We start from the raw sequence: 26,470 nt of genomic DNA, 5'->3' as shown, positions 1-26,470 counted from the left end.
CTCCTTATTCACAGTAAATTGTTTTAATTTGCCCGATAAGCTGTTTTATTCGCTGATCAGCAATACGATAATAAACAACTTGGCTTACTTTTCGGGTTACCAATAGCCCTTCTTCCCTCATCACTTTTAAATGTTGGGATAAAGGAGAAGCATTTAATGGAATTTGCTTATTGATTTCAGTCACACAAAGTTCCTCCTCATTAATAAGCAAACACAAAATCATCAATCTATGGGTGTTTGCCAATATCTTTAATAATTTGGACACTTCATCAGCTTTAAGTATTAACTCTTCGATTAACATAAATTAGCATTTACTAAATTAGATTTTACTAATTTAGACCATTCTAAAATAAAAGTCAATACTTAAAAAAATCAATACAATAGAATCAACATATTAAAAGCCAACCACTATTTTACTTTATACAAATTCTTTGTTATCGTAAACACAAATACTGATGACCATACCCCATTCATTATAAATGAGCACTCATAAGAAAATAACTTATACAAAAATAAAATGTCAATCTGCCTGCAATAAAGTAAGGGGTGGCTTTCCATATACTTGGGATCTTAATGTTTATCGTGGTTGTATTCATGGTTGCCAGTATTGTTACGCATTATATTCACATGCTTACATGAATTTAGGTGATTTTTATCATGATATTTATATCAAAGAAAATATTCTTGAACAATTAGAAAAACAACTAAGTCACCCTAACTGGAAAAGAGAAATCATTAATCTTGGTGGTGTCACCGATAATTATCAGGCAGTTGAAGCTCAATATCAGTTAATGCCAGAAATACTGAAACTACTGATTAAATACAAAACACCAGCAATCATCAGTACAAAGTCTGATTTATTATTAAGAGATTATGACTTAATTGGTCAATTAGCCAAAATAACCTATGTCAATATTGCGGCCACAATAACCTGTATGGACAGGAGAATAGAAAAACTACTAGAGCCTAAAACCATTAGTGCGAAAAGACGATTTACCATGCTCAAAGAATTCAAACAAACTCACGCAATAACCAGTGTGCATTTTATGCCAATAATCCCTTATATAACAGATACAACTGAGAATATTGAACAACTGTTTGCACAAGCAAAAAACAGCCAGATAGACCATATTATCACAGGCATGCTTTATTTAAAGGGCCCAACAAAACCCCATTTTTTCCATTTTATCCATCGTGAATTTCCCCACCTTCATCACCAAATGGCTTTACTGTACCACTCAAAAACACTACGACACACCTACAAAACTGAGCTTTATCAAAAAATTAATCACTTTAAAGACAAATACAAATTGTCATATGACTATAAAACAGCCATTCGTCAAAAAACCCATTATTCAAAAATAGAATCTGCCCAACAACTCTCATTCGAATTTTAAATTCATTAGATTAGCCATAAAAAAACCTCCAGAAACTCTGGAGGTTTGATCAGTAAAAAGTCAATCAAAATTGATAACGAATACCAATATTCGCTTGAATAGGTGATTCTACTTTATTGCCTTTACGGTAATTTAATTCACCATATAACTGTACAGCTTTGGTGACTTTTGCATCTATCCCCAGACCTAAACGCCCCCAGTCACCAGAAAAATCACTGTTGGCTTCGAAAGTTTTGGCATTGTTAATGGTTACTTTATTATCATTGGTAAACTCGTGAGACCATGAAGCAACCACATATGGTTTTAAAGTGGCACTATTGGTTTGAAAAGTTTTACCCACAGTAAAGGCCAGTTCAGAATTTAATGTTGACTGATCATCTATGTCCGCACGCATTTTATTACTTAGATTAACTGTTTTTCCTTCAACTTGAGCATAAGTTAATTTTGCATAAGGTTCAATAAACACATTATTGGCAAATGATTTGTTATAACCGACCTCAACAGAGCCACCAAAAGCATTCTGTGTATAGTCTTCCGATACAAATAATGATTTATTGGTACTTAAACCACGCATTTTATTTTCAAAACGGTTGTATTTTAAAATACCATCGACATAGATACCATTTTGCGCAAAATAACCTATTTGGATCCCAACACCAGTACTATTTATGCTACTTTTACCGCCACGATCATGTTTGACATCTACATCGTTATAACTGGCAAAAGCACCTAACAATACTTTACCTGTCCCTGCATCAAACAGTTTATCTGCACCTACTTCAAAACCTGCCTGCTCCAATTTAAACTTAGCATCTCCTGCATGATACTTACTGCGATCAGCAATAACCCTACCCCATGCGCCCCCATTATAGGTACGTCCCCCTTCTGACATAAAAGGCAAATCACCTTTTCGCCAACGCAAATTACCTAACTCTTGGTTAAACAACATGGTAGGAGCCGCCGCCACAGAAAGCACTACATCAACAGATGGTGTCACTTGAGGTTTTGTGCTTGGATCAGGATTATTAGGGTTTGTAATGGTTGGTGGTTGTGTTGTTGCGTTCGGTTCAGTTGATAAATACCAAATTTTTTCACCATTTTCTTCGCGTTCATTTAAATAATACATATAAATACCACCATCTACAGCATTTATATTGGTGTTATCAATGGCACTAGCCAAAGTAAAATACGTGCTTTTACCAATATCGGTAATCAAATCCAATGATTTATCTGTAGGATGGGTAATTTCTGCGCCAGAATCCTTTACCGCAACTTTATGGGAACCTGAACCATTGGTAATGGTTAAATAATCCCCACGACCATCATTAATGGAAGTATTAAAATGAAATGTATGGCTACCCGATAGATTTTCAACCCTCAGTTGTGCGTATGGTGACGCTGCTGTTTTATGCTCAAAAATAACATTACTGTTGCCAGATAAATGATTAACTGTAACACTGTCTGTATCATCAGTTTTAGGACGCACAACCAGTTTATTTGCTGTACCATTCATCGCAACTGACTGAGCAAATGCACCAGTGTTTCCAGGACCTGCAACCAAATATAACTCAGCAGTATCGTTTAATATGGTATTACCTAAAGCTTGACCCGTTTCAAAAATAAAAGAAGCAGAATTATTGTTTAAAGTGGTGTTATTGGTTACCCCATTTTTCCACACCACTTGTTCAGCATTATCATATAAAGTTGTATTATTGGTTACAGCTTCATTTTGTACCTGTTGGTAACCATTACCATGAATATTGGTATCATATACAGCCCCAGCGCTTGTATTACCCCAATAAACATATTGAGTACCATATACTTCAGTATTATTTGCTGTAGCTGAATCATAAACATATTGAATTGCACCAGCCTCAATCAGTGCATTTTTTGCCGCACCACTTCCATAGATATTTTGAATACCACCGCTATGAATAATCGCATTTTCAGAAATACCTGATAAGTAGACTTTTTGTGCACCACCTGACTCAACTATTGTATTTTTTGAAATTGCACCACTTTGAATGTGTTCTGTTCCACCATTTAATACATGTGTTCCCTGAGCCTCACCTTTCAAATAGATAAAAAGTGCGCCCCCATTACCCACGGTGTTATCAATTGAACGCCCTGTTTCATTTTCATCCGCATAATAAACATTTACTTGACCTAAAATAGTTGAATTTTGAATGGTGCCCCCAGTATTCACATAAACCAACGCTCCATTTTCAACAGTCAAGTTATCTGCTAATGCTGGGCTACCTACATTATAATCGCCAACGGCAATACGAGCGTCTTTAGAAACAACAAGGTATGAACCATTTTTTGCTGTTGAATTAATTAACTCTCCTAATACACTGACACGACTGCCTGACTCTAAAATCAAGTTCTCTCCAATGCCTTTATACCCAGTCGGTTGATCAGAGTCATAAGCACCAATTTCAACACATCGATTAGAATTGAAAGTTTCATTTAAATAATGATGCGCACCACCATATTCGACCTGTTGTCCATCTTTACAAAAAGGCTCTGCATATGTTTGAGAAGCAGCCAAAGCAGAAAATACGGCTAAACTTAATGCTGAAATTTTATACACAAATACATCCTTAAAATTGCATGTGTCCTACATTAAATTATCATATCGTTCTGAACGTATGAAAATAAAATCTAGAACCTTATAAATAAAAATAACGCAAACAAATTAAATACAATAAATTACATAAAATTTAAATTTAAAATAAAACCATTATTAAACAGCAATGTTTGCTGTAATAACAAATCTTAATAAGTTAAGTTAATTTTAGCATAAACACAAAATATAAAAACTATAATATTAAAAATATAGAAAATAACTATTAACAATGTATTTTTTTAGCAAAATATTAACTATTTGATTAAAAATATTTTTTTAAATTAAATAAAAATATAAATCAATTTATAAAAAATAATTACTTAATATAAACAACATTTATTTAAAATAAAAAATATTAACATTTGATTATCTTGAATAACATTAAGATTGGTGTAGCAACAGCTCTAAACTCTATTTTCAAAAAAAGCCAACAAAATTTGTTGGCTTAGATAATTTATACAAAAAAATTAATGTATCTATGCGCCTACCTTTTGAATAAAATCAACATCAATTTCTGTAGAATGCTAATCTTGATCAATTTCACTCCTCACTTCTACAGTGTCATTGGTATCAACAGTTAATCCATACCATTCCTCCTGATCAATATCCACCAAAATTTCCCAGAGGCATCTTTTAATATATTTTTCTCAGACTTTACTTGTTTTATTAATTGACCACTCAATACAAATGCAACAACATATCAACTGCTTTTTGAGTAAATAATTTATCGCCTCATTTCATAAGCTAACTGATTTAAGAAGCTAAGAATATCAAGTAACATAACTCTTCATTCCTAGCTTTTTAAATTAATATTTTTTACATTTGCATCATTTGACGATATGTAATCAGATTTTGAATCGTCAGCACAGGCATTTGATGCTCTTGTCCAAATCGTATGACCTCTGGGGCTCTGGCCATAGAACCATCCTCCTTTGTCAACTCACACAAAACACCCGCAGGAGTCAGCCCAGCCAAAAGTGCCAAATCAACAGCCGCCTCCGTATGCCCTACACGATTTAATACGCCACCAACCTTAGCCTTTAATGGAAACACATGACCTGGACGATTTAAGTCTGATGGTTTAGCATTATGATGAATGGCCGTCTTAATGGTGGTCAACCTATCTGCTGCGGACACGCCAGTTGTGACACCTTTGGCACTTTCAATACTGACAGTAAATGCTGTTTGATAATGGCTTGAGTTGTGATCAACCATCATGGACAAATCCAATTGTTGACACTTTTGTTCAGTCAAACATAAACACACAATACCACTACCATACCTAATGCTTAAAGCCATTTGCTCCAATGTCATGTTTTGGGCGGCAAAAATCATGTCTCCTTCATTTTCCCGATTTTCGTCATCCAACACCATAACACCTCGTCCTTGACGTATGGCTGCTAATGCCTGCTCTACTTGTTCAATTGCTTGATCTGTTTGTGAAGATAATATCTGATTCATGGTAACCTGCCTTTGTAATGAATAAAAACTTACCAGAATCAGGGCATGCTTAAGGACTGTTAAAGAGGAACTTTAACAAAATAACAATAGGAAATACACAGAAATCATCATCTGTTTATTTATTATTACTCTCTCCTATCCGGACTATAACCGTCGGCCTTGGCGTTTCACCAAATCTGCTGACCTTAAAATAATCATTTTAAGCGCTCGCGGGCTCACCATAATAATGGTTTACCGCCGGTGGGGACTTCCACCCCGCCCTGAGAATAAGCCTATTTAATATACACCTCTTATTTATGAGAAACAATACAACTATTTGCATTTAATTATTCTGGTTTTAAGACAATCTTTGTAACTTGGTTGCCTTATAAACATTTCTGGCTAAAATACATGTAGTCACCACACCAATTCCACCTGGTACAGGTGTAATGGCTGTGACAATTTCAGCAACTTCATTAAAGCGAACATCTCCGCATAAGTGACCTTGCTCATCTGTATTAATACCAATATCAATCACAATCATGCCTGAAGATACATGCTTTGCTGTAATTAACCCTCTAACACCCGTTGCCACAATTAAAATTTCTGCTTTCTTGGTATGTTGAGCCAAATCTTGAGTGTACTCATTACACACCACAACTGTAGCTCCTGCAGAAAGCATTAATAATGACAAAGGGCGGCCAACGACTGGACCACAGCCAACGATTACCACTCTCTTTCCGCGTAAAGAAACATTCATTGTTTTGAGCATTTCCATTGCCGCTTCTGCCGTGCAAGGCGCAAAGCCGCTTTCATCTTCATTAAACATTTTGCCGATGTTCATCGGGCTGATACCATCTATATCCTTTAATGGATTAATCGTACATTCTATTTTTTGTATATCAATATGCTTAGGTAATGGACGAAGCAATAAGATACTGTTTATTTGAGTATTTTTGTTGATTTCTTTAAATTTAGACAGAAACTCTGTATTGGGTATATTTTTAGAAAAAGTAAAAGAATGACAATCAATCTGATATTTTGTTAAAGTTTTGATTGCACTGCGTTCATATGCTATATCATCGCTTTTTTCACCAAGACGAATAATGGCAGCTTGAGGGGTTATACCCTTTAATAATACCTGATCTTGTTCAATTTCTTTTTTTAATCGCTTAACTGTATCAGAACCTTTAATAAGCTGCATTTATTTTCCTTTGTAGTCTATTTTGAATAATCAGGTCGCTCATCTTTGAATAAACAGACAATAGTCCTTTATGTCCGATGATTATGTTTATCTTTTATTCAATCATCACCAGATATGTGAAGGACAAAAACTATGTAATCCGATAACGGCTTAATAAATAAAGTAAATGTGCTTTTACTTCAGGCCATTCACCAGCTGTAACACTATACATTACAGTATCACGAATCGTGCCATCTTTGCGTAACGCATGAGCGCGTATCACACCATCTTTTTTTGCCCCTAAGCGTTCAATTGCACGTTGACTGGCAAAATTAAAATTATCTGTACGCCAACCAACAACTTGACAACCCAATGTTTCAAAAGCGTGGTTCAATAAAAGTAATTTACAGGTTGTATTCACATGGGTACGTTGTGCAGATTTGGCATACCATGTGTACCCAATTTCCACTCTTTTTATTGCTTCAACAATATCATGATAACTGGTGGTACCTAAGATTTTCCCAGAAACCTGATCTTTAACAACAAAAGCAAAGCGATCACCCTGCTCTCTAGACTTAAGTGCACTTTGAATGTAGCCATAAGTTTGTTCTGGCGAAGGAACTGAAGTGACCCGCAAATCCCATAAAGCACCATCAGTAGCAGCCTGTGTTAGCCCTTCTTCATGCTCATATGATAATGGTTCCAATAAAATACCATACAAACTTAAATTGACTGAATTGACAAAACTCATATTCATCCTTACTTTTATGTAATAAGCTTTTGATTCAAAAAAATCAAATAAAGAATAAATCCACAAAGCATTTTATCAAAAATAATGAACATTCGTACTATCAATATGATTTTAATTCATGATAAAGTTTTAAAAGTAAACAATCTTATTGATATCAAAAACTGGAGAATAAAATGACACAAAAACGGGTTGCGGCCATTCACGATATTTCATGTTTTGGTCGATGCTCTCTTACAGTTGCTTTACCCATACTTTCTGCTGCAGGAATTGAAACCAGTGTTATTCCTACAGCAGTATTATCTACTCATACCGGTGGTATAGAAGGCTACACTTTTCGAGATTTAACGGATGATATTTTACCCATTGTCGCACACTGGAAAAGTTTAAACCTTCAATTTAATGGTGTGTATACAGGCTATCTTGGCTCTACAGAACAAATATCGATTGTCTCTCAAGTTTTCGATTCACTCAAAAATGACGAACAAACACTTGTTTTTATTGATCCTGTCATGGCTGATCATGGGCAACTATACAATAACTTTTCTGAAGACTACCCCAAACAGATGGCAAAACTTTGTGAAAAAGCCGATATGGTGATTCCGAACATGACAGAAGCAGCCTTTTTGTTGGGAGAGCCTTATCAGGAAGGCCCATATACCCAAGACTATATTGAGCAATTACTGAAAAAACTGAGCGCTTTAGGCCCTAAAACTATTTTTCTGACAGGTGTCTCTTTTCATGAGCAAGAATTAGGTGCGGCAGCTTATGAAGTAAAAACAGGAAAAATCAGTTATGCTTTTGCCCCAAAAATTGAAGGACATTTCCATGGTACAGGAGATGTTTTTGCCAGTGCGCTATTAGCGGCAATCATGAAGAATAAATCTTTAGAAGATGCCCTCAATATAGCGGTACAATTTACTGTTCAAAGTATTCAAAGAACAAAAATAGCTCAAACTGATATACGTTTTGGGGTAAACTTTGAAGAAGGGCTCAGTTTATTAGGACAAAGTTTAGCATAACGCCTAAATAAAATTATTTACAGCCGGGTTTCCCGGCTGTTCATTTACAGGATACTATTCAATACAACAACATTGCTCTTTTCTACGTTTGCCCATCATATCAGCAGCTTTAATCGCAGCATAAACATCTTCCCATGTAAATGGGCGAGACAAATGATAAATATCATACCCTTCAGTACACGCAGATTTGGCGACTGCTTGTAATTGTTCATCAGTTACATTTGGCAAGTTAATATCAGCTAATGTAGTCGGTAACCCAACTGACTCACAAAATGAATAAACTTCATCAATTTGCTCTGTTGAGCGCCCTGTTAGCATCAATAAGCATAATGTACCAAAAGCAACTTTTTCACCATGTAACATGGCATGTGCAGGCTCTAAAATAGTGAATGCATCATGAATGCTATGCGCACCGGCTAAACCACCACTTTCAAATCCTAAACCTGACAATAAAGTATTGGCTTCAATGATTCGATCCAGTGCAGGTGTCACTACTTTTTGTTCACAAGCTTCTAATGCAGCCACACCAAATTCAAGCAAAGTATCATAACACAGCCTTGCTAGAACCAAAGCTGTCTTTGTTGGTGGTGTACCTGCAATAGTAGGAGCATAATTAATGCCACATTCTTCCGCTTCAAACCATGTTGCTAAAGCATCCCCCATACCAGAAACTAAATAACGCACAGGAGCATTGGCAACAATTTGGCTATCAACTAAAACCAATAATGGGTTTTTTGAAATTAATACACGTTCAAATTCACCTTCTGGTGTATAAACCACGGAAACTGAGCTACATGGTGCATCTGTTGCGGCTAAAGTAGACACAATCGCTGTTGGTAAATTTAATTGTGCAGCAAACGCACGTGTGGTATCAATTGTTTTACCACCACCAATACCTACCACAATATCGGCTTGAAACCTACTTTGCTCAACCTCTTTAATCACACGCTCAATTTCTGCATCACAACACTCTCCAGCGAATCGGATTTTATACGTATGCACTTTCCCTTCGCAAGAAGCTAAAATAACGGAACCTAAATTGTCATCTACAAATGGATCAACCAATAAAATGGCATTTTTTGCCAACTTACCTAATTCATCGCCTAAAGTATGAATGGCTCCTGATCCTTGTAAATAACGTCCTGGAAATATAGCTGCGGTTAACATGATTTGTTCTCCCATCTTAGAAATGAATGTGGAAAGATAACAGCGAAGGACATCAATAAAGATAGCAATATATTGCTAAAAGTAGTCAGCTAATTTTAAGCAAAACGACCACCCATTATTTTGATATAAATCATTATTTTAGAATTATTAATAAACAAATATCATTACGCAAAAAATAAGCACATCAATAACCATTCATCAATAAAAAAGCAGCCATAAACTGGCCGCTTTTTTATAAAAACTTAAATTACATCTCTTAAAATGAATAACTCATACTGGCATCAATACGTGTGATGTCTGAATCATAAGATTGTTGTGACCAACCGGCTCCTAAACGTAAAACGATCTGACGAGTTGGCTGATAACGAAAGCCCATATTACTGTGTAAGCGAATTTTATTTCTTTCGCTAACACCATAAATATAGTTGCCTAAATACGCCTCGTAAGCCTTAAATGCATCACGTCGATTCTTTAAATCCACACTCAGCCCAATATCTGCATCAAACTTTACCTTCTGAGCAATAGGCACTAACAGTTGTTGCCCAAATTTTAAACTGGTGTTTTTCTCACCCACTTTTGAATAAGAGATGGGAAAAGCAATATTATTTCGTTCCTGATAAGCACTACGTGAAACCTCTTTATATTGTAATGCCACATAAGGCGTAAGCATCGCTTGATTTAAATAAAAACCATATCCAGCACTCATACTATACGCTTGCCCTTTAATTGAAGCATCAGCCTGTCCTGCCTCTGTAAAAGCTAATTGCTCTCTGGTAATTTCAACATCACTTTTTGCATAAGCTGCCGCTAAACGCGCTTGCCAACCTAAACCATTACGTTGCTGTTGATATTGTGAAAAGAAAGCCAGCCCAGGCGTACGGCTGCCAGATTGATGAAAACGGTTAGGTAAATGATCATCTGCGGTATAATCCACAGTTAAGCCAAAACGAAGCTGATCAACTGGTTGATACCCTAAGGTCAACCCCATATCTGTTTGATTAATACGTTTCCCATAACTGTAACTGGTATAGCCACCAACACATATGGTTCCTTCACCAATAAAGCAATCTTGATACATAAGGTTATCTAAACGAGCACTGCGTCTATCCAACACTTGCTGTGCTTGTATGGCAGTTTGCCTCATGGCACTTTGCGTATTGGTCACATCAACCAATATAGTCTGGTCGCCACCATTCTCACTCTCTTCACCGCCTGAACCATTATCAATTGTTTTCCACAGCACAGCATGTTGCTCTAAATCACCCTCCAAGGTACTCACTCCGCCTATCACAGATCCATCTGCTGACACAGAAGCAGCAATAGAAGCACTTCCTCCCAAAGTACCTAAATCGATCATTCCCGTTTCATCTGTATGTTTAAACGCATGTACAGTACCTAAATCTGTATACGCATAACCAATAACAACCTTACCATTAGCAGAAACGCCATTGGTTGCAGAAATAGAACCACCTAAAGTACCCAAATCAACCATACCTGTCGCATCTGTATGTTTGAATCCATGATGTTCCCCTGCAGTTGTATACGATTGCCCAACAGTCACAGAACCATCAGCAGAAACACCTATTGCGGCAGTTAAATCCCCACCTAATGATCCTAAATCCACCATACCCGTTGCATCTGTATGTTTAAATGCGCGAACTTGACCAGCAGCATTATCTGCATACCCAACAACAGCCTGCCCATTCGCAGACATGGCCGTCGTCTCTGAGCTAGTGCCACCACTTAAAGTGCCAAGATCCACCATACCTGTTGCATCTGTATGTTTAAACGCATGGTATTGGTTTTGGCTATTATATGATTTGCCTGCAATAACGGAGCCATCCGCTGATACAGAAATGGCATTAGACACATCCCCACCCAAATGGCCCAAATCAACCATACCCGTTGCATCTGTATGCTTATAAGCATGCGAATTACCTGATAGTGTTTGTGCATACCCAACAGTAGTTAAACCATTAGCCGAGACAGCATTAGCAGATGAATGTTCGCCACCTAAAGTACCCAAATCAACCATACCTGCCGAATCTGTATACTTAAATGCATGGCTATTCCTTGAAGAATCAGTCGATTGGCCAACAATAACAGCACCATCTGCTGATACAGCAGAGACAGAAGTATAAACCCCACCTAAATGGCCTAAATCAACTACCCCTGAATCAGTATATTTAAAAACTGCGCCATTTTCAGCCCTAATCACTGCAACCGTCCCATTCGCAGACACACGAATATCAATAGAATTTCCTTCTATTAGAGATCCTATATCCGTTGTTGTAAAGAACGAAGGAGCAGCTTGTGCGACACCAGACACAAGCAAAATGGATAACATACCATTTAAATATTTTTGCTTAAATGGTTTTTGTAGATTATTTCGATTTCTATTCAGTTTTTTTTCTATCATGCAATATAGCCTTTAAATATTTTCATTTAAAATAATTAAATTTACATAAAAATTCATATTAAATAATTATTTATCATTTTGTTAAAATTTTAACATATAAAAATTATTTTAAATAAAATTTAACAAAAAAATACAATTCAATATAAATAATTTTAAAAAATAAGAATAGAAAACTGAATAAATATTTATGTTTTTCAATAACAAAAAGGAAAAAATTAATAAAAATGAATATTGTTGCTTTTTTGATAAAAAATGACTATATAATAAAAAGTATTAAATTTTACAATTTATAAAAATGAACAATCGCCCCTAAAGATATAAAAACTCTTTTAAAGCCAACTGAATAAGAAAAAACAATAAATTACCCCAATAAGCCTATTGATGTTTTCTTCTCCCATGCAAAACATTAATAGCATCATCAATGGAATTTATTTAATGAATAATCAACCTAATTGATTGACCTGTTTTACAGATAACCGTAAAATTTTGCTGGGGCAATAGCTTATCCAGATCGATTTTATTTATCTGGTCTAATAGCGAGTCGTTATTGGATAATTGTTACCTTGAGAATGCAAGCCTTGCTTGCTGACTGTAATAGCTTACAATGTAGTACCGCACATTCTCATGTGCGATCGCCTTAAGCCTAAGGCTTTACTACATCTACACCTATTACAGAATCATTTTATAGTATTGCCCCATTTTCTTTTTGCCAAACCATAAGGGAAAACAGTGTGTCTTCGAATACAAAAAACCTATGGAAATATTGCACTACTGAACATTGCAAAGAATTACTTATTTCTTTTCAATTATTTGGTCAAACAAAATGGTCAAAAGAAAAACAAATTACCTGTCTTTATACGCTCAGTAACCATATACAAGATCATTATTTACCAATCAGCATACCTAAAAGAGATGGAACATTGCGCCAACTTCACGTTCCAGACCAACTATTAAAAAACATTCAAAGAAACATATTGCATCATATTTTAAACAGCCTGCCTATTTCTACCTATGCAATGGCATATCATAAAGGTGCAACAATTTTAACCAATGCTCAAGCACATATCCAGCAACCACAAATTTTAAAATTAGATATTGAAAATTTTTTTGGTACCATCATTTTTCCAATGGTTTACCAGTATGCTTTTCCAAACAGAAGCTTCCCCCCTGCTGTTCGATCTTTATTAACCCATCTATGCTGTTATAAAGATTATTTACCCCAAGGTGCACCCACTTCAGCCACAATATCCAATTTAATTATGCGTCCCTTTGATGAATACATGGGAAAATGGTGTAAAGAAAAAGAAATCATTTACACAAGATATTGCGACGATATGATTTTTTCAGGAGAATTTAATCAAAAAGAAGTCAAAAATAAAGTGCAAAATTATTTACAAGCAATAGGATTTAACTTAAATGAGAAAAAAACAAAATTAATCACAACACATCACAAACAAATCGTCACAGGAATTACAGTTAATCAAAAACCCCAAGTTTGCTTACAATATAGAAAAAACTTAAGACAAACAATATATTATTGTTTAAAATTTGGCGTACTGTCCCATTTAAAACGAATTAAAGATACGCAGTACCTACCCTTAGGTCAGCAAGGAATTATCCGTTTTCTGTATGCCATACAAGGGAAAATTAATTTTATTTTACAAGTGAATCCTGATGACCAATATTTTACTCAAGCAAAAATCGACATAAAAAAACTATTGAAACAACATTCGCTCTAAAATGTATACCTACTGATCACACTAAAGATGCAGCTTTTATTATCCCATAAAAAATCATAAAGACTGCATATCTTTTTCTTTAGTCAGCTCAAGGGGGCTATACAAATTTTTTAAAAAAATAATCGCAGCCTTTTTTAGTCAATTTATATTTATTGTCTTCATCTAGATAAATTAGCCCTTCTTCAACCAATTTACCCAATTCAAACTTTAACCGTTCAAGCGCCTGTTCATCAAGCTCAGCAACTTCTTGATAGAACTGTTCATTAAAGCCCTCTCCGCTCTTCATAAACGGCTGATTGATAATATAGTCATAAATTTTCAGTCTCATAATTTTCCTTTGTAGTCAGTTTTTATCATTTACTACATAAAAATATACAACTTAGAATATTATTAAAAACTTTATAATTATTATTATAAAATAAGAGAAATTTCATTTATATTATATAATAAAAAAACCTGATTCATCTAGCAACAAAATGATAAATAAATTCAAAAACAACTGTATCTCAAGAAAAAATTACATATAAAAAGTATTGCCCTGCCCACTAAACAAGAAACTCTCCATTCCACTCGATATCTTCGGTAATGGCTTGCCATAGTGATTTTTTGTATTTTAATGCTAAACATAATGCTTCATAGGTACTTTTATATTGATTCAAACTAGGCTTAGGATCTTCAGGATCAAAAACAATATCTTTAGCCATATGAAAATCTATTTTCCATTGTCTGAATTTTTTTAATGATTTGGGTAAACCTACCGCTACCATAGCAAATTTAGAAGCAAGTGCCTGTTGATGATTAGGTGTTAATAAGGCGTTACTGTGATGGGTAAGCGCATTAACCAAAGCTTGATGTTGGTTAAAAAACAAATGCACCCCACTGCTTCCTCTTGGGTTACACTCAATAACAAAAAAATCCCCTGTTTCATCTTCAATAAAATCAAAGGCAACTTGCCCAGTGAATCTTGTTTTCCGTCCAAAATACATCACAAAGTCTAAAATAGCTTTAATATTTTGTGGAACAAAATAAAGCCCTGCCCCCTTACCAGCTCGGTATGTTGGTTGATAGCAACTATGGGCAGTTACTTTACCCTGATGTAATATACTATAACTACAGTATTCCGTACCTTTTATAAATTTTTGCACAATACATGGGTTGAAGGCTTCAATACGTATCTGGTCCAATAACTTTGCTTTTGGGCAAACCAAAGTTAAACTGGCAAAGCGTGAAAAAGCCGGTTTAAAGACAAAATGCTCCGATTGCTCTTTATACAATCCTAATTTTGTCTGATCAGATAAAATAAATGTTTCTGGGGCTTTTATTGGCCAACTTTCAACCAATTGGGCAAATAAACCTTTATGATGTAAAACACGCATCAACTCAAATTCATCGACCAATACTTGAGTATATTTTGCCAATAAAGGTTTTTGATAAGACAAATAAAAAACTTCTTCACACATAGGCAAAACCAAATCAACTTTATTCGTTTGGATATAATGAATCAGCGTATCAGTCCACTCTTGTAACTTATACCTTGGTGCAGGAAGATACAAAAAATGATCAATTGCAGCAGAATAGCGAGTAAGTGGTCTCTGTAAACTGTCTGCCACAGTAACGTGCCATTGGCTTTGCTTAAATGCTCTGGCATACTCTAAACAAGCAGGGGCACGGGCGCCTAAAATCAATATATGCATTTTTATCCCTTGTATCGTGTTTGACTCATTTTATTTAACCACTTAACAGGACAATTCACACTTTAATTTCCTGTACACCCATGCGTCCTAGTCCAATAAAAAAAGCAATTCCATGTAAAGCAATCAAAACTGTTGAGCTTATCCAAAACCAGTGATACCAATGCCAACAAACAATAAATAATAATGGAAATGCGACACTAACCATCAACCATAAGACCTTTGCCCATTTTTTGCCTTCACAAATTCCCCCTAAGGCAATACTACCCAATACCAATAAACCAAAAAGAGAGAGCTGGTTGATTGAAATACCACTACTGTATCCATAACCATAGATAAAAATGTAGCCAATAACCAATGCAAACAAAATTAAGGTGCCACTGGTAATGATAAAATTGGAGCACGAATAGGATCGGGTTGATTGATTGGGCAAAAAGGGGAATTTAAAGTATTCAATAAAAGGTACGTTACTGGCCCAAAAAGGGTTCGCTGTTGGCATCATATTATATGATCCATAACTAAATTCTTTTTTAGGTAATTCTGCTTCAAATGTACCAAACAATTTATCCCAAATAATAAAGGATCCACCATAATTACGATTTGAATAATACTGGTCCTTGACATGATGAACCCGATGATGTGATGGCGTCACCAATATTTTTTCTAAAAAACCCAATTTTGGTGTAATAACATTATGGTTAAAAAATTGAATTGAATAATGAAAGATAGAAACCATTACAAAAATATGAGTGGGCAAACCAGCTAATGCCAACAGTAGGAAAAAAGGAATGGATGTCAACGAGGAATACCATGAATTACGAACAGCCAAAGAAAGATTAAAATGTTCACCTTGGTGATGGACAATATGCACCGCCCAAAAAAAACGCAAACGATGATGTAAACGATGCAACCAATAAAAACCAAAATCCCACGCAATTAACGCAAATAACCAAACGAATACAATTGGCCATGAGTCAAACAAACCAAAACTAAAGTGCGCCAACACATAATGATAACAAACAACCTCTAATCCTCTAAAAAGCCAGAGCATCATATGACCTGAATTTAAGTTAAACATAACATCCTGCCAATCAATCCTTTGTTTTTTATAAAATTTTATAAAAAAAACTTCAGCCATTACTGTACATAACATAAAAATAATGGGAATAGTTAAATTATTCATTATTCAAATACCTCCTTAAAATGACTGACGAGTAATACGACGCCTTTTTTGTAAGAATGGCTGATCAATCTCCAAAACGCTTTCTAGCACCCAATGTAATGAGGAAACATCTGCCCCTTGCTCCTTAAAATAAGCACATAATTGTTGCTGGCAGTTCTCTAACCATTCCTCAGAACAAGTTGCAATTAATTGTAAAGTCTGTTTATTTTGCACTAAACGATAATCACTGCTTAGCGGTAATGAATTGGCAATGATTCTGCTGCAAGGATCAGCGAAAATGATGATTTGCTTTTGCCCATTGGGAGTATCCAATAACAATTGGTCATCATGTCTCCCTTCAATATAGGCAATGGCTCTTGTCTTTGAACCACAAGGACAAGGCGAATTTTTTTGAACCAAAACATCATCTAAACGATAACGAATAATAGGCTGAGTTGTCCGAGTAAAATCAGTAATAATCGGCATAAAACGCTCTTTATCCAACCATTGCGGTTCAACATGTATAAACTCTTCATTTAAATGTAAAGTGCCATGTGTACAAGTTGCCGCAATAAACCCTTCTGTGGCTTGATAAACTTCAGAGACTTCACTAAAAACCCGTTGTAACAAAGCCTTATCATGTGCTTCCATTGTTTCAGCCGCAGAAATAACCTTCTTCGGTTTAATACGAAGTTCACCATGTAATTTTGCCAATGCTAATGCCCTTAAAACCTGTGCGGGTGCCACAATAATGGTTGGTTGATAAGTCTCTAATTGACTTAATTGATCCGAGAAATTAGCCAACAAATCAAAAAATGACAGACTTAGCCAGCGATTATTCACGCTATGATATAAATTATTATCTGCTCTTAAAAAAAGTGCCACTCGCTCTCCAGCAAACAAACCTTGTGGCAACATTTTGGCTAAAACACCTCCGGCCCATATGTGCTGCTCTTTTGGACTGACAACAAACAGCCCTCTTTGCCCAGACGTTCCAGAAGACAAACCAACACTATATTGACCAACTTTTGGGCTAAAATCACGAGAGCGTTCGCTCTTTTGTGCACATGCTAATAAGGTTTTTTTACATAAACCTTTTGTATTCATTTGATCAAAATGATCCATCATGCTGGCTTTATTCATGATTGGCCATTGACTGATTGGCAAATGCTGAAACTGGCGAAAATAAGGGCTATGTTTCACAATATACTGCTTAAAATCATCTAGTTTTTTTATTTGGTATTGTTCTAAAGCCTCACGCGAGGAAAACTGTAATTGTTTGGTCCGCCAATAATGCCAGATTGTATTGAATATGCTCATAAGTCTCCCTCATGGCTTAAACGAATATCCACATGTTTATTTAAATAAAGCTGATTTAAACGACTTAGTGTTTGATGATAATCAACTGAGCTATCCATAATAAAATGGGTGAGTTTTGAAGGTTTTTTGAGTGCCTGATAATTAGCTGTTGACCATGCCGCATCGCTGGCAATCAAAACCCAACCGTCATCAGTTAAAACAAAAGCACCAATATGACCAACAGCATGACCAGGAAGGGAAACCAAAATAATCTGATCTTTACTGTCAGGTAAAATATAACCTGTATCAAACGGTGCCAGCTCTTCTGGTAAGGCACATTGCGTAAATTGCTCCATATAGGATAATCTTTGTTCGAAGTCAGCAGGAATCAACTCAGGAATAAAAGCTTGTTTTAATGCAGCAATCCCTCTTAAATGACGTATTTTTTGCCAACCGTTACCACAACAAATAAAAGGAGTGTTTGAAAAATCTTTTAAACCTGCAATATGATCAGCATGAAAATGAGAAAGAATCACCCCTTTAATACTGGCTAAATCAACGCCATGATTAACCAATTGAGCCAGTAAAGACTCGCCCTCATTTAAATAAACAGGCGTCACTTTACGGTATAAAGCAAACAAACCAGATTGTGTATAAAGGTTAAAATAGTTAGCATAACCTGTATCCCACAACCAACGGTTTTCTCCCACTTCTAATAACCATGCCCGAGAAGGAAATTTACATACACGAAAACCAGCCCCTTTTTGTACAATACACCCCATATGCGTACAATAACCAATTTCAAAGGTTGTTATCTTAGCCATTGTGCTTCATACCTTGCTCTTTTAGCCACTTTGCAGTCAACACAATACCTTCTTCTAAGGTGTATTGTGGCTGGTATCCTAAGACAGTACTCGCTTTATGTTGACTAAGCGTCATATCAAAATAAAGCGCGCCTATACTGTAACGGGTTAAAGCTGGTTCTTTTCCAGTTACCTTTGCGATCTTTTCCAAAACATTGGCAACAATATAAAGCATGACATAAGGCAATTTACGCACTTTATAATTGATGCCCAGTTCTTCTTTTAATAATTGCGCCAAAACCTGCACCAACTGAACAGGCTGATGATTGCTAATATTAAATGCCTCTCCTGATACCAGTTCTTTATTCACGGTTGCTAAATACATGGCATGAACCACATTCAAAACAAAAGTCAGATCAACACAAGCCAAACCACCACCAGGCAACGGCAATATGCCTTTTGTCCGTTCAATTTGAGCTAAAATTCTGGGCACAATCACCCGATCATAAGGGCCAAATAACCCTCTTGGGCGTAAAATGATATAAACCGTATTTGGATATATTTTTGATTGTTTTAAAATATCCAGTTCTGCTTGATATTTGGTTTTTGCATATTCATTGGCAAATGCAGAGGCCAAATAATCTTCTGTAATATTTGAATGTGATTGAAAATCAAAATAAATTGAGGGGGTAGAAATATGAACGAACCGCTTTATATCCATTTTTCCAGTAATAGTCGCCAGTTTCACACTAACAAGTACATTTGCCTCATAAAAAGCTTTTTTACTCCCCCAAGGAGAGGAGAAGGCAGCACAATGCCAAACAGCATCACAACCGACCATTAATTGACGATAATCCTCATCAGTTGCTGTAACCAGATCAAGAGCAGTAAATTGTGCGCCTAAAAGAACAAGCTCTGATCCTACCTGCATATCTCGCCCTGTTGCATTTACCTGATGGCCATTTTCCAGCAGCCATTGCACCGCATTTCGCCCTAAGCCACTTGTTGCACCAGTAACAAGAAATTTCATGGTAACAACACCATACCAGCAAATGCTAAACCTGCAGCTGTACCAATAAGCATAACTGGTTTTTCAGGTTGAAAACGCCCTGTCACAACAGCCTCATGTAAAGCGGTTGGAATAGAAGCCGATACTTGATTGCCACGAAAACGGTAAATATCAATTAATGCCTCTGACGTGACCCCTAGCCTTTTACGCATATGTTCTAAAGATAAATGACTAGCCTGATGTGGCACAACTGTAGCAATATCAGATAAAGCTAAGCCGCTGGCTTTTAATAACCGTTCTAAATAGGGCTCAATTAAAGAGGATGCTAATTTAAATAATGGTTTTCCATTCATTCGAAATAAAAAATCACCATCAGACATACCAGAACGTGGATTACAACGTGTACCACCTGCACGAACTTCACATAAATCAATTCCTTCTGTATAAGTTTCTGATAAATAAGAAAGAACTCCGCTTTGCCCACCGCCTTTTTCAACAATGGCACAAGCAGCACCATCACCAAAAATAATGGATGACTCTTCATCTTGCCAATCAAGCCCACGAGAAGGCAAATCAGCAGAAACAATGGCAATACGTTTATATCCACCATAATTAAGCAAACATGCAGCCAAATGTAAAGCAGCAATAAAACTGACACAGCTGACATTCACATCCAAGCTGGCGGTGCCCTTAGGTAAACAACTTAACTGTAATAAATGTGCAGCATTATAAGGCAATACCTGAACAGGAATAGCGCAAGCAGAAATCAATAAATCAATCGACTCAGGTTCAATCTTGTTTCGCGCCAAAGCATGATTCAATGCTTTTATTCCTAACTGCGCTTGTGATGCCTGATTGTCTGAATGATAACGATACTGAATACCTGAGCGTTTTTCGGTATAACCTGTTTTTTTATTTAGTTGCTGATCTAGTTGCGCTGAATATATTTTATTCTCTGGCACAGAGACCCCTGTTGAAATAATTTTCAAAGGAAGAAAGGACGAAGAACGACACGACTCCTCCTGAAAAATAGGTTTTTTTTCTTGAGTTGTAAATACCATAACATTTATCTCATCAATAATTTGCCTATAACATCAGCAATATGTTTACATTAAATATGTTTATTAAAATTATTCTATTTCTTCTTTAATATATTGAAGCACTAACGCCAATGCCCCTGCCAATGGCTGTGCATTTAATTTATAGAGTGCTTCTCTACCAAATGAGCGTTTTTGTAAAATGCCTGCTTTTTCCAATATATTCAAATGAAATACAATAGACGTTCTACTAATAGAAAATAACGATGCAATCTCTTTTATGGTTAATTCTTCATCCTTTTCAAAAATCAATAAGATACGTTGACGAATGGGAGAACCTATTGCCTCAAATATTAAGGCAGTATCTTCCCAGTGATTAGGTAGGTTTAATGAGTATTCTTTTTTCATGACTATAAATATATATATGTAGTTATATTAAGTCAACAACATTTTTTAAAAAAAAGGAAAACGATATGATTTAAAATAAAAAACAAATATTCAAAACAAAAAAATTATCAATTTATCCAACAAAAAGATATTTTTCTGATATCCAACTTACTTTACAGTATAATTTTTTCCTCAGTTAAGGCTTGATGAATTCATATACAATTATTGGAGAAATAGATGGTAAACAATAAAAAATAGCTTTAATATTATCTGGTTGTGGCTTTTTAGATGGTACTGAAATTACTGAAGCGTTTGGCCTAAACATCGTTTTACAACAAAAAGGATTTTCTCCTGTTTTTTTGCACCAGATAGACCTCAAGCGGGCACCATTAATCACCGACAACAGATACCACAAATCTGATGAACGCACTATTTTAGTTGAATCTGCTCGTCTTGCTCGTGGAAGAATAGAATCGTTGGCAAAACTCTATACAACAAAATATGAAGCAATCGTTTTAGCTGGTGGCTTTGGTACAGTGAAAAATTTTACAGATTTTTTCACTAAAGGCATCAATGCTCGTTTGCTACCTGACATTGCGAAAGTACTAAAAGAAGCTCTGGTACAGAAAAAACCTATTGTTGGTGTCTGTGCTGCACCATTATTATTGGCTATGGCAGTTAAAGAATTTGGCCAAACTGGGCAACAAATTACTTTTGGCACTCGTGCTCAAAGTATGGATTTTTTAAATATCTTAAACAATTGGGGCGTAGAACATATTGAAAAACCGATTAATCAATGCCATATTGATACCAAATATCGCTTAGTCACAGCCACAGCATATATGTATGAAAATGCTTCTGCTGCCGAGGTATTTTCCAGTATTCAAGCGGCTATCGAAAGATTAAATAATTTACTCAAATAATCACACAATACTCAGCAACTCATTTTATGCTTAAAAATAAAGGCTAAAGAATCAACTTTAGCCTTTATTTAAATCCAATGAAAAATCGAATAAATCACTTACCCATTGCCGCTGCTACAACCATTGCAACTGGCGCGCCAAAACTGCGCTTTACAGATCCTAAAACAATCCCTTTGATTGCTTTTTTAGCACCATTTTGTATAGTTTGATTAATGGTATCAGGCTGTTTATCTGCATTAATCCAGCCAAATTGTTCTGTTTTCTTAAGCAAATGACTGTCTTTTACTTGGTGGTGATCAAATAAAATGGTTACCGAACCACAACGCTGACGGTGTAGCACTTCACGAATGCCCTTTAATTTACTAATATATTGAATATGTTGTTTAATCAAAACTGGGTTTTTTTGAATAAACTCTGAACGAATACGAATTCGACCTTGAGTATGATGTAGATAAGGAACCATTTTGGCTTCACACCTTTCATTTAACAAACGAATCGATAATGATAACAATTTACATTTATATTTGCATTTTGTCCAGTATTTCTTAAATAAATTTATAAGCATAATACCCCTATCTTTTCTGGTATAAATTCAATTTGATTTAGTACAACTTAAAAGCATAAAAATTTGTATCGTTCATATAATATAGTGTATATTTCAAACATTATATTAACCATGCAACGAGAATAATAATGGCCATAGATATTGCTCATTGGTCACACCAATTACAAAACACTTTACATCTAGCACACCATATTCCTGGGCGAATTCGTCTAAAATTTAATCAAAAGTTAATGGCTTTTTTGAGCAAGGGCAAGTTGTCGCAAATTGATCAGTATTGCTCGGAAAGTGGACCGTTATATGGCTACCAGCTAAACCAAACAACAGGCAGCTTATTAATTGAATATGATAGTCAGGTCATTCCACCCGATTTATTGGAACAATTGTTTAATAGTAATACTCAACAGGCACAAGTAGCCCTAACATCATTACTGTCTTTAGTAGAACCCTACATTGATCAGAAAGAGAGATAAATATGAGTCACGATAATCAGAATGAACAACAAAATATCCCTTTTCAAGGTATGCCGCCCTTTGGTTACCCATACCCACCGCATATGCAACAACAAATGCAAGGTTATGGCTGGCCTCCAGTTTGGCCTTATCCATACCCACCAAATAATATGCAGATGCCGCAACAAAACCCTCCTCAACAACAAGCGACTGCTCCTCAATTTGATATCACAGCACAAGCACAAGGGATGGTTGATAATTTAATGGGTGAGCAATCTGGCCTATTAAAAAATATCATCAGTACAATTGGTGTGGACGATAAAGAATTTTGGAAAGGCGCGATGATTGGTGCCGCAGCTGCGCTGATTTTAAGCAATGAAAATGTACGCCAAACTTTCTTAAATTTGTTTTTCAATGCAGGCGACATACTTAAAACAGCTGGTGTTAAAGTAAAAGATGCAGCAGTTAATACAGCAGATACAGCAAAAGAAACCGTGACAACTTCCAGTGAAATTTTTCGAGACACATTAAAAGCAGGTAAAGAGGGTTTTCAGCAATCAGTTACTGAGCACAAAGAAGCAAAACAAGCGGCACCCAAAAAAGTAGCCACCAAATCAGCTACACCAGCTAAAACAACCAGAAAAACAGCAGCAACAAAAAGAACAACACGGACAACTAAAACTGCAACAACAAAAACTGAGGAATAAAACATCATGAGTAACAACGGTACACAACTGAAAGTACACAACAGAGCCATGATTGCAGGAGCCTTGGTTGGCGGTATTGCTTCTGGTGTAGAAAACTGGAAACGCCAACAACAAGGTGAACAAAGCATTCAAGAAACGACGTGTAAAGTCGTTAAAGACGCAGCAAAAGCAGGAGTAGTCAGTGGAGCAGCAATGTATGTTGCCAATGCGACAGCAGGACGCCCTGTTTTAACCATGCTAACTGTATTAAGTACTGCTGCTGCGGGCTTATATTTAATTGATTCAATTAAAGGAAACAAAAATGAGCAACCAAAATAATGCATACCCACCTTATCCTTATTATTATCCTCCTTACCCACAGGCACCAAATCAGCCACAGCAAACCGCTTATCAAAATGCCAATAACCGCAGCCATTTAATTACAGGGATTATTGCTGGTGCGGCGGTTGCTTATTTATTATCAAATAAAGCTGTGCGACAAAACATCGGCTCAACTGCACAAAATATGTGGGGTTCTGTACGTGGTGAAGTGGAAGAATTAAAAGAACGTTTAGCTGATGCACAAGCGGAACTTGATTTTTATCGTAAAAAATAAGGTATTTTGATGGCTGTTTCTGTCATACACCAAATTCCAGGACGTGTACGTTTTCGTGTGCCTGATTTAAAACAATATAAGCACGCCGCTGGCGGGTTACATTTATATCTTGCTGCATTAACAGGTGTTAAAAATGTACGTCTTAGACCAGAGGCTGCTTCAGTGGTCATTGAGTATGATATTCACACAATATCTATAGAACAGCTACAGCACGCCTTAAGTAATCTTATTTGGGAAAATATCACTCAAACAGCGTATGAAACAGAATACTGCGGCGCAGACAATTTAATGAATCTTATTGGATTGGCTGCAACGCAATTTTTACCAAAAAAAATCGCCATTCTAACTGCTGCGACATTAACTGCCCCTACAATTATAGAAGGCTTTACTGAACTCTCACACAAACAACTTACCGTTGAAGTATTGGATGCTTTAGCATTAAGCTTATCTCTTTTTCGGCAAGATTATCGTACAGCCATGCTCACCCAGTCTTTACTGACCTTCGGTGAGTATATGGAACAACAAACAACTCGACGTTCAGATGAATTACTTACTGAGTTGATGCACCCCAAATCAGCTAAAGTTTGGATAAAAAGAAAAAATAAAGAAATCTACATCAATACTGATGACCTACGTAAAAATGACCTTATGATACTTGGTCCAGGAGATATGATTGTTGCAGATGGCACAATCATTAGTGGCCTTGCTCTGATCAACCAAGCAACAATGACTGGGGAAAGCCTACCTGTCAGACGAAGCAAAGGAGCTTGGGTTTATTCTGGTACAGTCATACAAGAAGGCAATATTGTTGTTCAGGCAGAAAAGGTAGGCGCTGAATCCAGTACAGCACATATTCGCCAATTTATTATCGACTCATTGAGCCAACGCAGTTATACCCAACAAGTTACCCAACAAATGGCTGATCGACGAGTATTGATTACTCTGGCAGCAGGTGCTTCTGTTTTTGCTTTAACTCAAGACATCAATCGGTTGGCATCTGTTTTTTTAGTTGATTACTCATGTGCTTTAAAACTAAGCACACCAATTGCGTTTAAATCAATTATGTACCGTGCAGCACAAAATGGCTTGTTATTAAAAGGTGGCCATGCCATAGAACAATTAGCGGACGTTGACACTATTGTATTTGATAAAACAGGTACGTTAACCCATGGAGATATGTTGGTTACTGATGTCGTGAGTTTTGATTCTGAACATGTTTGGGCAGAAGACTTACTGGCCATTGCCGCCTCAGTAGAAGAACACAGTAATCACCCTTTAGCAGCTGCTATTGTGCAAGCTGCAGGTACACATAACTTGCCTCATATAGATCATGGAGAAGTGGAATATGTGATTGCCCATGGCCTAATGTGTGAACTTGATGAACATGCAATGGTAATTGGCAGTAGGCACTTTTTAGAAAAACATCACGATATTGACTTTGCCCCTTATGAAGCACAAATAGAACCTTATGAGTATTCTGCCAGACATTTACTTTATATCAGCCTAGATGGCCGCTTAAGTGGCATGATTGGCTTAAAAGACCATATAAGAGAAGAAGCTTTTGAAGTTATTAAACAATTAAAACAATTAAACATTAAGCACACAGTATTATTAACGGGTGACAAATACAGTAAAGCAAAAGAATTAGGGGATACTCTTGGCATAGATGAAGTAATTGCTCAGGCTTCTCCTGAAGATAAAGTAAACATTGTGAAACAATTACAAGCTCAAGGGAAAAAAGTCTGGTTTGTTGGTGATGGTGTCAATGATGCCCCCGTACTCACTCAAGCAGATATTGGGCTTGCTATGCAAAAAAGTACTGAGCTGGCACAACAAGCTGCCGATGCAGTCTTATTACAAGACTCTTTAATAGGAGTACTCACAGCCAGGCAATTAGCCCTAGAAGCAATGAAACTGGTTAGCAGCAATATTAAAATTACGGAATGGATCAATACAGGCATTATGTTGGCAGCAGCGTTAGGACATCTATCTCCCGCTAGTAGCGCCTTATTACACAATGGAACCACCATCAGTGTACTGCTACGGGCTCTTTTGGCACGAAATGGATCCAAGAAATAATTGCGAGTTCTTATTAAGAT

Annotated in this window: 25 protein-coding genes and 1 riboswitch; of the genes, 9 read left to right on the top strand and 16 right to left on the bottom strand. The window is 36.2% G+C overall.

Annotation, left to right across the window (positions count from 1 at the left end; translation table 11 throughout):
* Nucleotides 1-4: 4 nt before the first annotated feature.
* Nucleotides 5-223 (bottom strand): ArsR/SmtB family transcription factor, encoded by a 219-nt coding sequence (locus tag AADH04_RS13935; protein WP_434779857.1) that lies wholly within the window; start codon nt 221-223, stop codon nt 5-7.
* A 256-nt stretch (nt 224-479) separates the two neighbouring features.
* Here AADH04_RS13935 and AADH04_RS13930 point away from each other — a divergent pair, with 256 nt between their 5' ends.
* Nucleotides 480-1,397, top strand: coding sequence for a radical SAM protein (locus tag AADH04_RS13930; protein WP_434777876.1), 918 nt, complete (start codon nt 480-482; stop codon nt 1,395-1,397).
* Between the two features lie 64 nt (nt 1,398-1,461).
* Here the strand turns inward: AADH04_RS13930 and AADH04_RS13925 are convergent, their stop codons facing one another.
* The 4 genes from AADH04_RS13925 to AADH04_RS13910 all read right to left on the bottom strand — a co-directional run bounded on the left by AADH04_RS13925 (nt 1,462) and on the right by AADH04_RS13910 (nt 7,400).
* Nucleotides 1,462-3,990, bottom strand: coding sequence for an autotransporter outer membrane beta-barrel domain-containing protein (locus tag AADH04_RS13925; RefSeq protein ID WP_434777875.1), 2,529 nt, complete (start codon nt 3,988-3,990; stop codon nt 1,462-1,464).
* Between the two features lie 852 nt (nt 3,991-4,842).
* The gene (gene ribB, locus AADH04_RS13920; RefSeq protein WP_434777874.1) at nt 4,843-5,487 is read right to left on the bottom strand and encodes a 3,4-dihydroxy-2-butanone-4-phosphate synthase; all 645 of its coding nucleotides are present in this window, start codon (nt 5,485-5,487) and stop codon (nt 4,843-4,845) included.
* A gap of 123 nt (nt 5,488-5,610) precedes the next feature.
* Nucleotides 5,611-5,759, bottom strand: a riboswitch (FMN riboswitch).
* A gap of 65 nt (nt 5,760-5,824) precedes the next feature.
* Nucleotides 5,825-6,670, bottom strand: a complete 846-nt coding sequence (locus AADH04_RS13915) for a bifunctional 5,10-methylenetetrahydrofolate dehydrogenase/5,10-methenyltetrahydrofolate cyclohydrolase (protein WP_434777873.1) — start codon at nt 6,668-6,670, stop codon at nt 5,825-5,827.
* 130 nt (nt 6,671-6,800) lie between these two features.
* A complete protein-coding gene (locus tag AADH04_RS13910; protein WP_434777872.1) occupies nt 6,801-7,400 on the bottom strand; it encodes a GNAT family N-acetyltransferase in 600 nt (199 codons plus the stop codon).
* Nucleotides 7,401-7,573: 173 nt separating this feature from the next.
* Here AADH04_RS13910 and AADH04_RS13905 point away from each other — a divergent pair, with 173 nt between their 5' ends.
* Complete coding sequence (locus AADH04_RS13905) at nt 7,574-8,419, top strand: pyridoxamine kinase (RefSeq protein ID WP_434777871.1); 846 nt, start codon at nt 7,574-7,576, stop codon at nt 8,417-8,419.
* A 54-nt stretch (nt 8,420-8,473) separates the two neighbouring features.
* On the opposite strand, the gene AADH04_RS13900 is transcribed toward AADH04_RS13905, so the two are convergent.
* Nucleotides 8,474-9,586: a glycerol dehydrogenase gene (locus tag AADH04_RS13900; RefSeq protein WP_434777870.1), complete on the bottom strand. Its 1,113-nt coding sequence runs from the start codon at nt 9,584-9,586 to the stop codon at nt 8,474-8,476.
* Between the two features lie 256 nt (nt 9,587-9,842).
* Nucleotides 9,843-12,005 carry an autotransporter domain-containing protein gene (locus AADH04_RS13895; protein WP_434777869.1) on the bottom strand — a complete coding sequence of 721 codons (2,163 nt, stop codon included), beginning with the start codon at nt 12,003-12,005 and terminating at the stop codon, nt 9,843-9,845.
* 731 nt (nt 12,006-12,736) lie between these two features.
* Here AADH04_RS13895 and AADH04_RS13890 point away from each other — a divergent pair.
* Entirely contained in the window at nt 12,737-13,744 is a 1,008-nt protein-coding gene (locus tag AADH04_RS13890) for a reverse transcriptase family protein (RefSeq protein WP_434777868.1), read from the top strand.
* A gap of 97 nt (nt 13,745-13,841) precedes the next feature.
* Here the strand turns inward: AADH04_RS13890 and AADH04_RS13885 are convergent, their stop codons facing one another.
* The 8 genes from AADH04_RS13885 to AADH04_RS13850 form a co-directional block, all read right to left on the bottom strand.
* Nucleotides 13,842-14,072, bottom strand: coding sequence for a hypothetical protein (locus AADH04_RS13885; protein ID WP_434777867.1), 231 nt, complete (start codon nt 14,070-14,072; stop codon nt 13,842-13,844).
* Nucleotides 14,073-14,289: 217 nt separating this feature from the next.
* Nucleotides 14,290-15,438, bottom strand: a complete 1,149-nt coding sequence (locus AADH04_RS13880; protein WP_434777866.1) for a hypothetical protein — start codon at nt 15,436-15,438, stop codon at nt 14,290-14,292.
* Between the two features lie 55 nt (nt 15,439-15,493).
* Nucleotides 15,494-16,618, bottom strand: a complete 1,125-nt coding sequence (locus AADH04_RS13875) for a sterol desaturase family protein (RefSeq protein ID WP_434777865.1) — start codon at nt 16,616-16,618, stop codon at nt 15,494-15,496.
* A 15-nt stretch (nt 16,619-16,633) separates the two neighbouring features.
* Nucleotides 16,634-17,917: a F390 synthetase-related protein gene (locus AADH04_RS13870; RefSeq protein ID WP_434777864.1), complete on the bottom strand. Its 1,284-nt coding sequence runs from the start codon at nt 17,915-17,917 to the stop codon at nt 16,634-16,636.
* The gene (locus AADH04_RS13865; protein WP_434777863.1) at nt 17,914-18,720 is read right to left on the bottom strand and encodes an MBL fold metallo-hydrolase; all 807 of its coding nucleotides are present in this window, start codon (nt 18,718-18,720) and stop codon (nt 17,914-17,916) included. The genes AADH04_RS13870 and AADH04_RS13865 overlap by 4 nt, the downstream gene beginning before the upstream one ends.
* The gene (locus AADH04_RS13860) at nt 18,713-19,729 is read right to left on the bottom strand and encodes an NAD-dependent epimerase/dehydratase family protein (protein WP_434777862.1); all 1,017 of its coding nucleotides are present in this window, start codon (nt 19,727-19,729) and stop codon (nt 18,713-18,715) included. The genes AADH04_RS13865 and AADH04_RS13860 overlap by 8 nt, the downstream gene beginning before the upstream one ends.
* Nucleotides 19,726-20,769: a 3-oxoacyl-[acyl-carrier-protein] synthase III C-terminal domain-containing protein gene (locus tag AADH04_RS13855; protein ID WP_434777861.1), complete on the bottom strand. Its 1,044-nt coding sequence runs from the start codon at nt 20,767-20,769 to the stop codon at nt 19,726-19,728. The genes AADH04_RS13860 and AADH04_RS13855 overlap by 4 nt, the downstream gene beginning before the upstream one ends.
* Before the next feature lie 69 nt (nt 20,770-20,838).
* On the bottom strand, nt 20,839-21,153 hold the full coding sequence (locus tag AADH04_RS13850) for an ArsR/SmtB family transcription factor (protein WP_434777860.1): 315 nt from the start codon (nt 21,151-21,153) through the stop codon (nt 20,839-20,841).
* A 338-nt stretch (nt 21,154-21,491) separates the two neighbouring features.
* Between AADH04_RS13850 and AADH04_RS13845 the strand changes: the two genes are divergently transcribed.
* Nucleotides 21,492-22,055, top strand: coding sequence for an isoprenoid biosynthesis glyoxalase ElbB (locus AADH04_RS13845; RefSeq protein ID WP_434777859.1), 564 nt, complete (start codon nt 21,492-21,494; stop codon nt 22,053-22,055).
* A gap of 94 nt (nt 22,056-22,149) precedes the next feature.
* Here the strand turns inward: AADH04_RS13845 and AADH04_RS13840 are convergent, their stop codons facing one another.
* The gene (locus AADH04_RS13840) at nt 22,150-22,518 is read right to left on the bottom strand and encodes an HMA2 domain-containing protein (protein WP_434777858.1); all 369 of its coding nucleotides are present in this window, start codon (nt 22,516-22,518) and stop codon (nt 22,150-22,152) included.
* Between the two features lie 230 nt (nt 22,519-22,748).
* Between AADH04_RS13840 and AADH04_RS13835 the strand changes: the two genes are divergently transcribed.
* From AADH04_RS13835 to AADH04_RS13815, 5 genes are read left to right on the top strand one after another with little or no spacing between them, the layout of a single operon-like run.
* Entirely contained in the window at nt 22,749-23,090 is a 342-nt protein-coding gene (locus AADH04_RS13835) for an HMA2 domain-containing protein (RefSeq protein WP_434777857.1), read from the top strand.
* 2 nt (nt 23,091-23,092) lie between these two features.
* Nucleotides 23,093-23,776: a hypothetical protein gene (locus tag AADH04_RS13830; RefSeq protein WP_434777856.1), complete on the top strand. Its 684-nt coding sequence runs from the start codon at nt 23,093-23,095 to the stop codon at nt 23,774-23,776.
* 6 nt (nt 23,777-23,782) lie between these two features.
* A complete protein-coding gene (locus AADH04_RS13825; RefSeq protein WP_434777855.1) occupies nt 23,783-24,094 on the top strand; it encodes a hypothetical protein in 312 nt (103 codons plus the stop codon).
* Nucleotides 24,078-24,371: a hypothetical protein gene (locus tag AADH04_RS13820; RefSeq protein WP_434777854.1), complete on the top strand. Its 294-nt coding sequence runs from the start codon at nt 24,078-24,080 to the stop codon at nt 24,369-24,371. Before AADH04_RS13825 ends, AADH04_RS13820 begins: the two co-directional genes overlap by 17 nt.
* Before the next feature lie 9 nt (nt 24,372-24,380).
* Complete coding sequence (locus tag AADH04_RS13815; RefSeq protein ID WP_434777853.1) at nt 24,381-26,450, top strand: heavy metal translocating P-type ATPase; 2,070 nt, start codon at nt 24,381-24,383, stop codon at nt 26,448-26,450.
* Nucleotides 26,451-26,470 lie beyond the last annotated feature (20 nt).

This window comes from Neisseria sp. Ec49-e6-T10, assembly GCF_051132615.1.
Lineage (GTDB): Bacteria > Pseudomonadota > Gammaproteobacteria > Burkholderiales > Neisseriaceae.
This window is presented reverse-complemented; position numbering and strand designations above follow the sequence as displayed.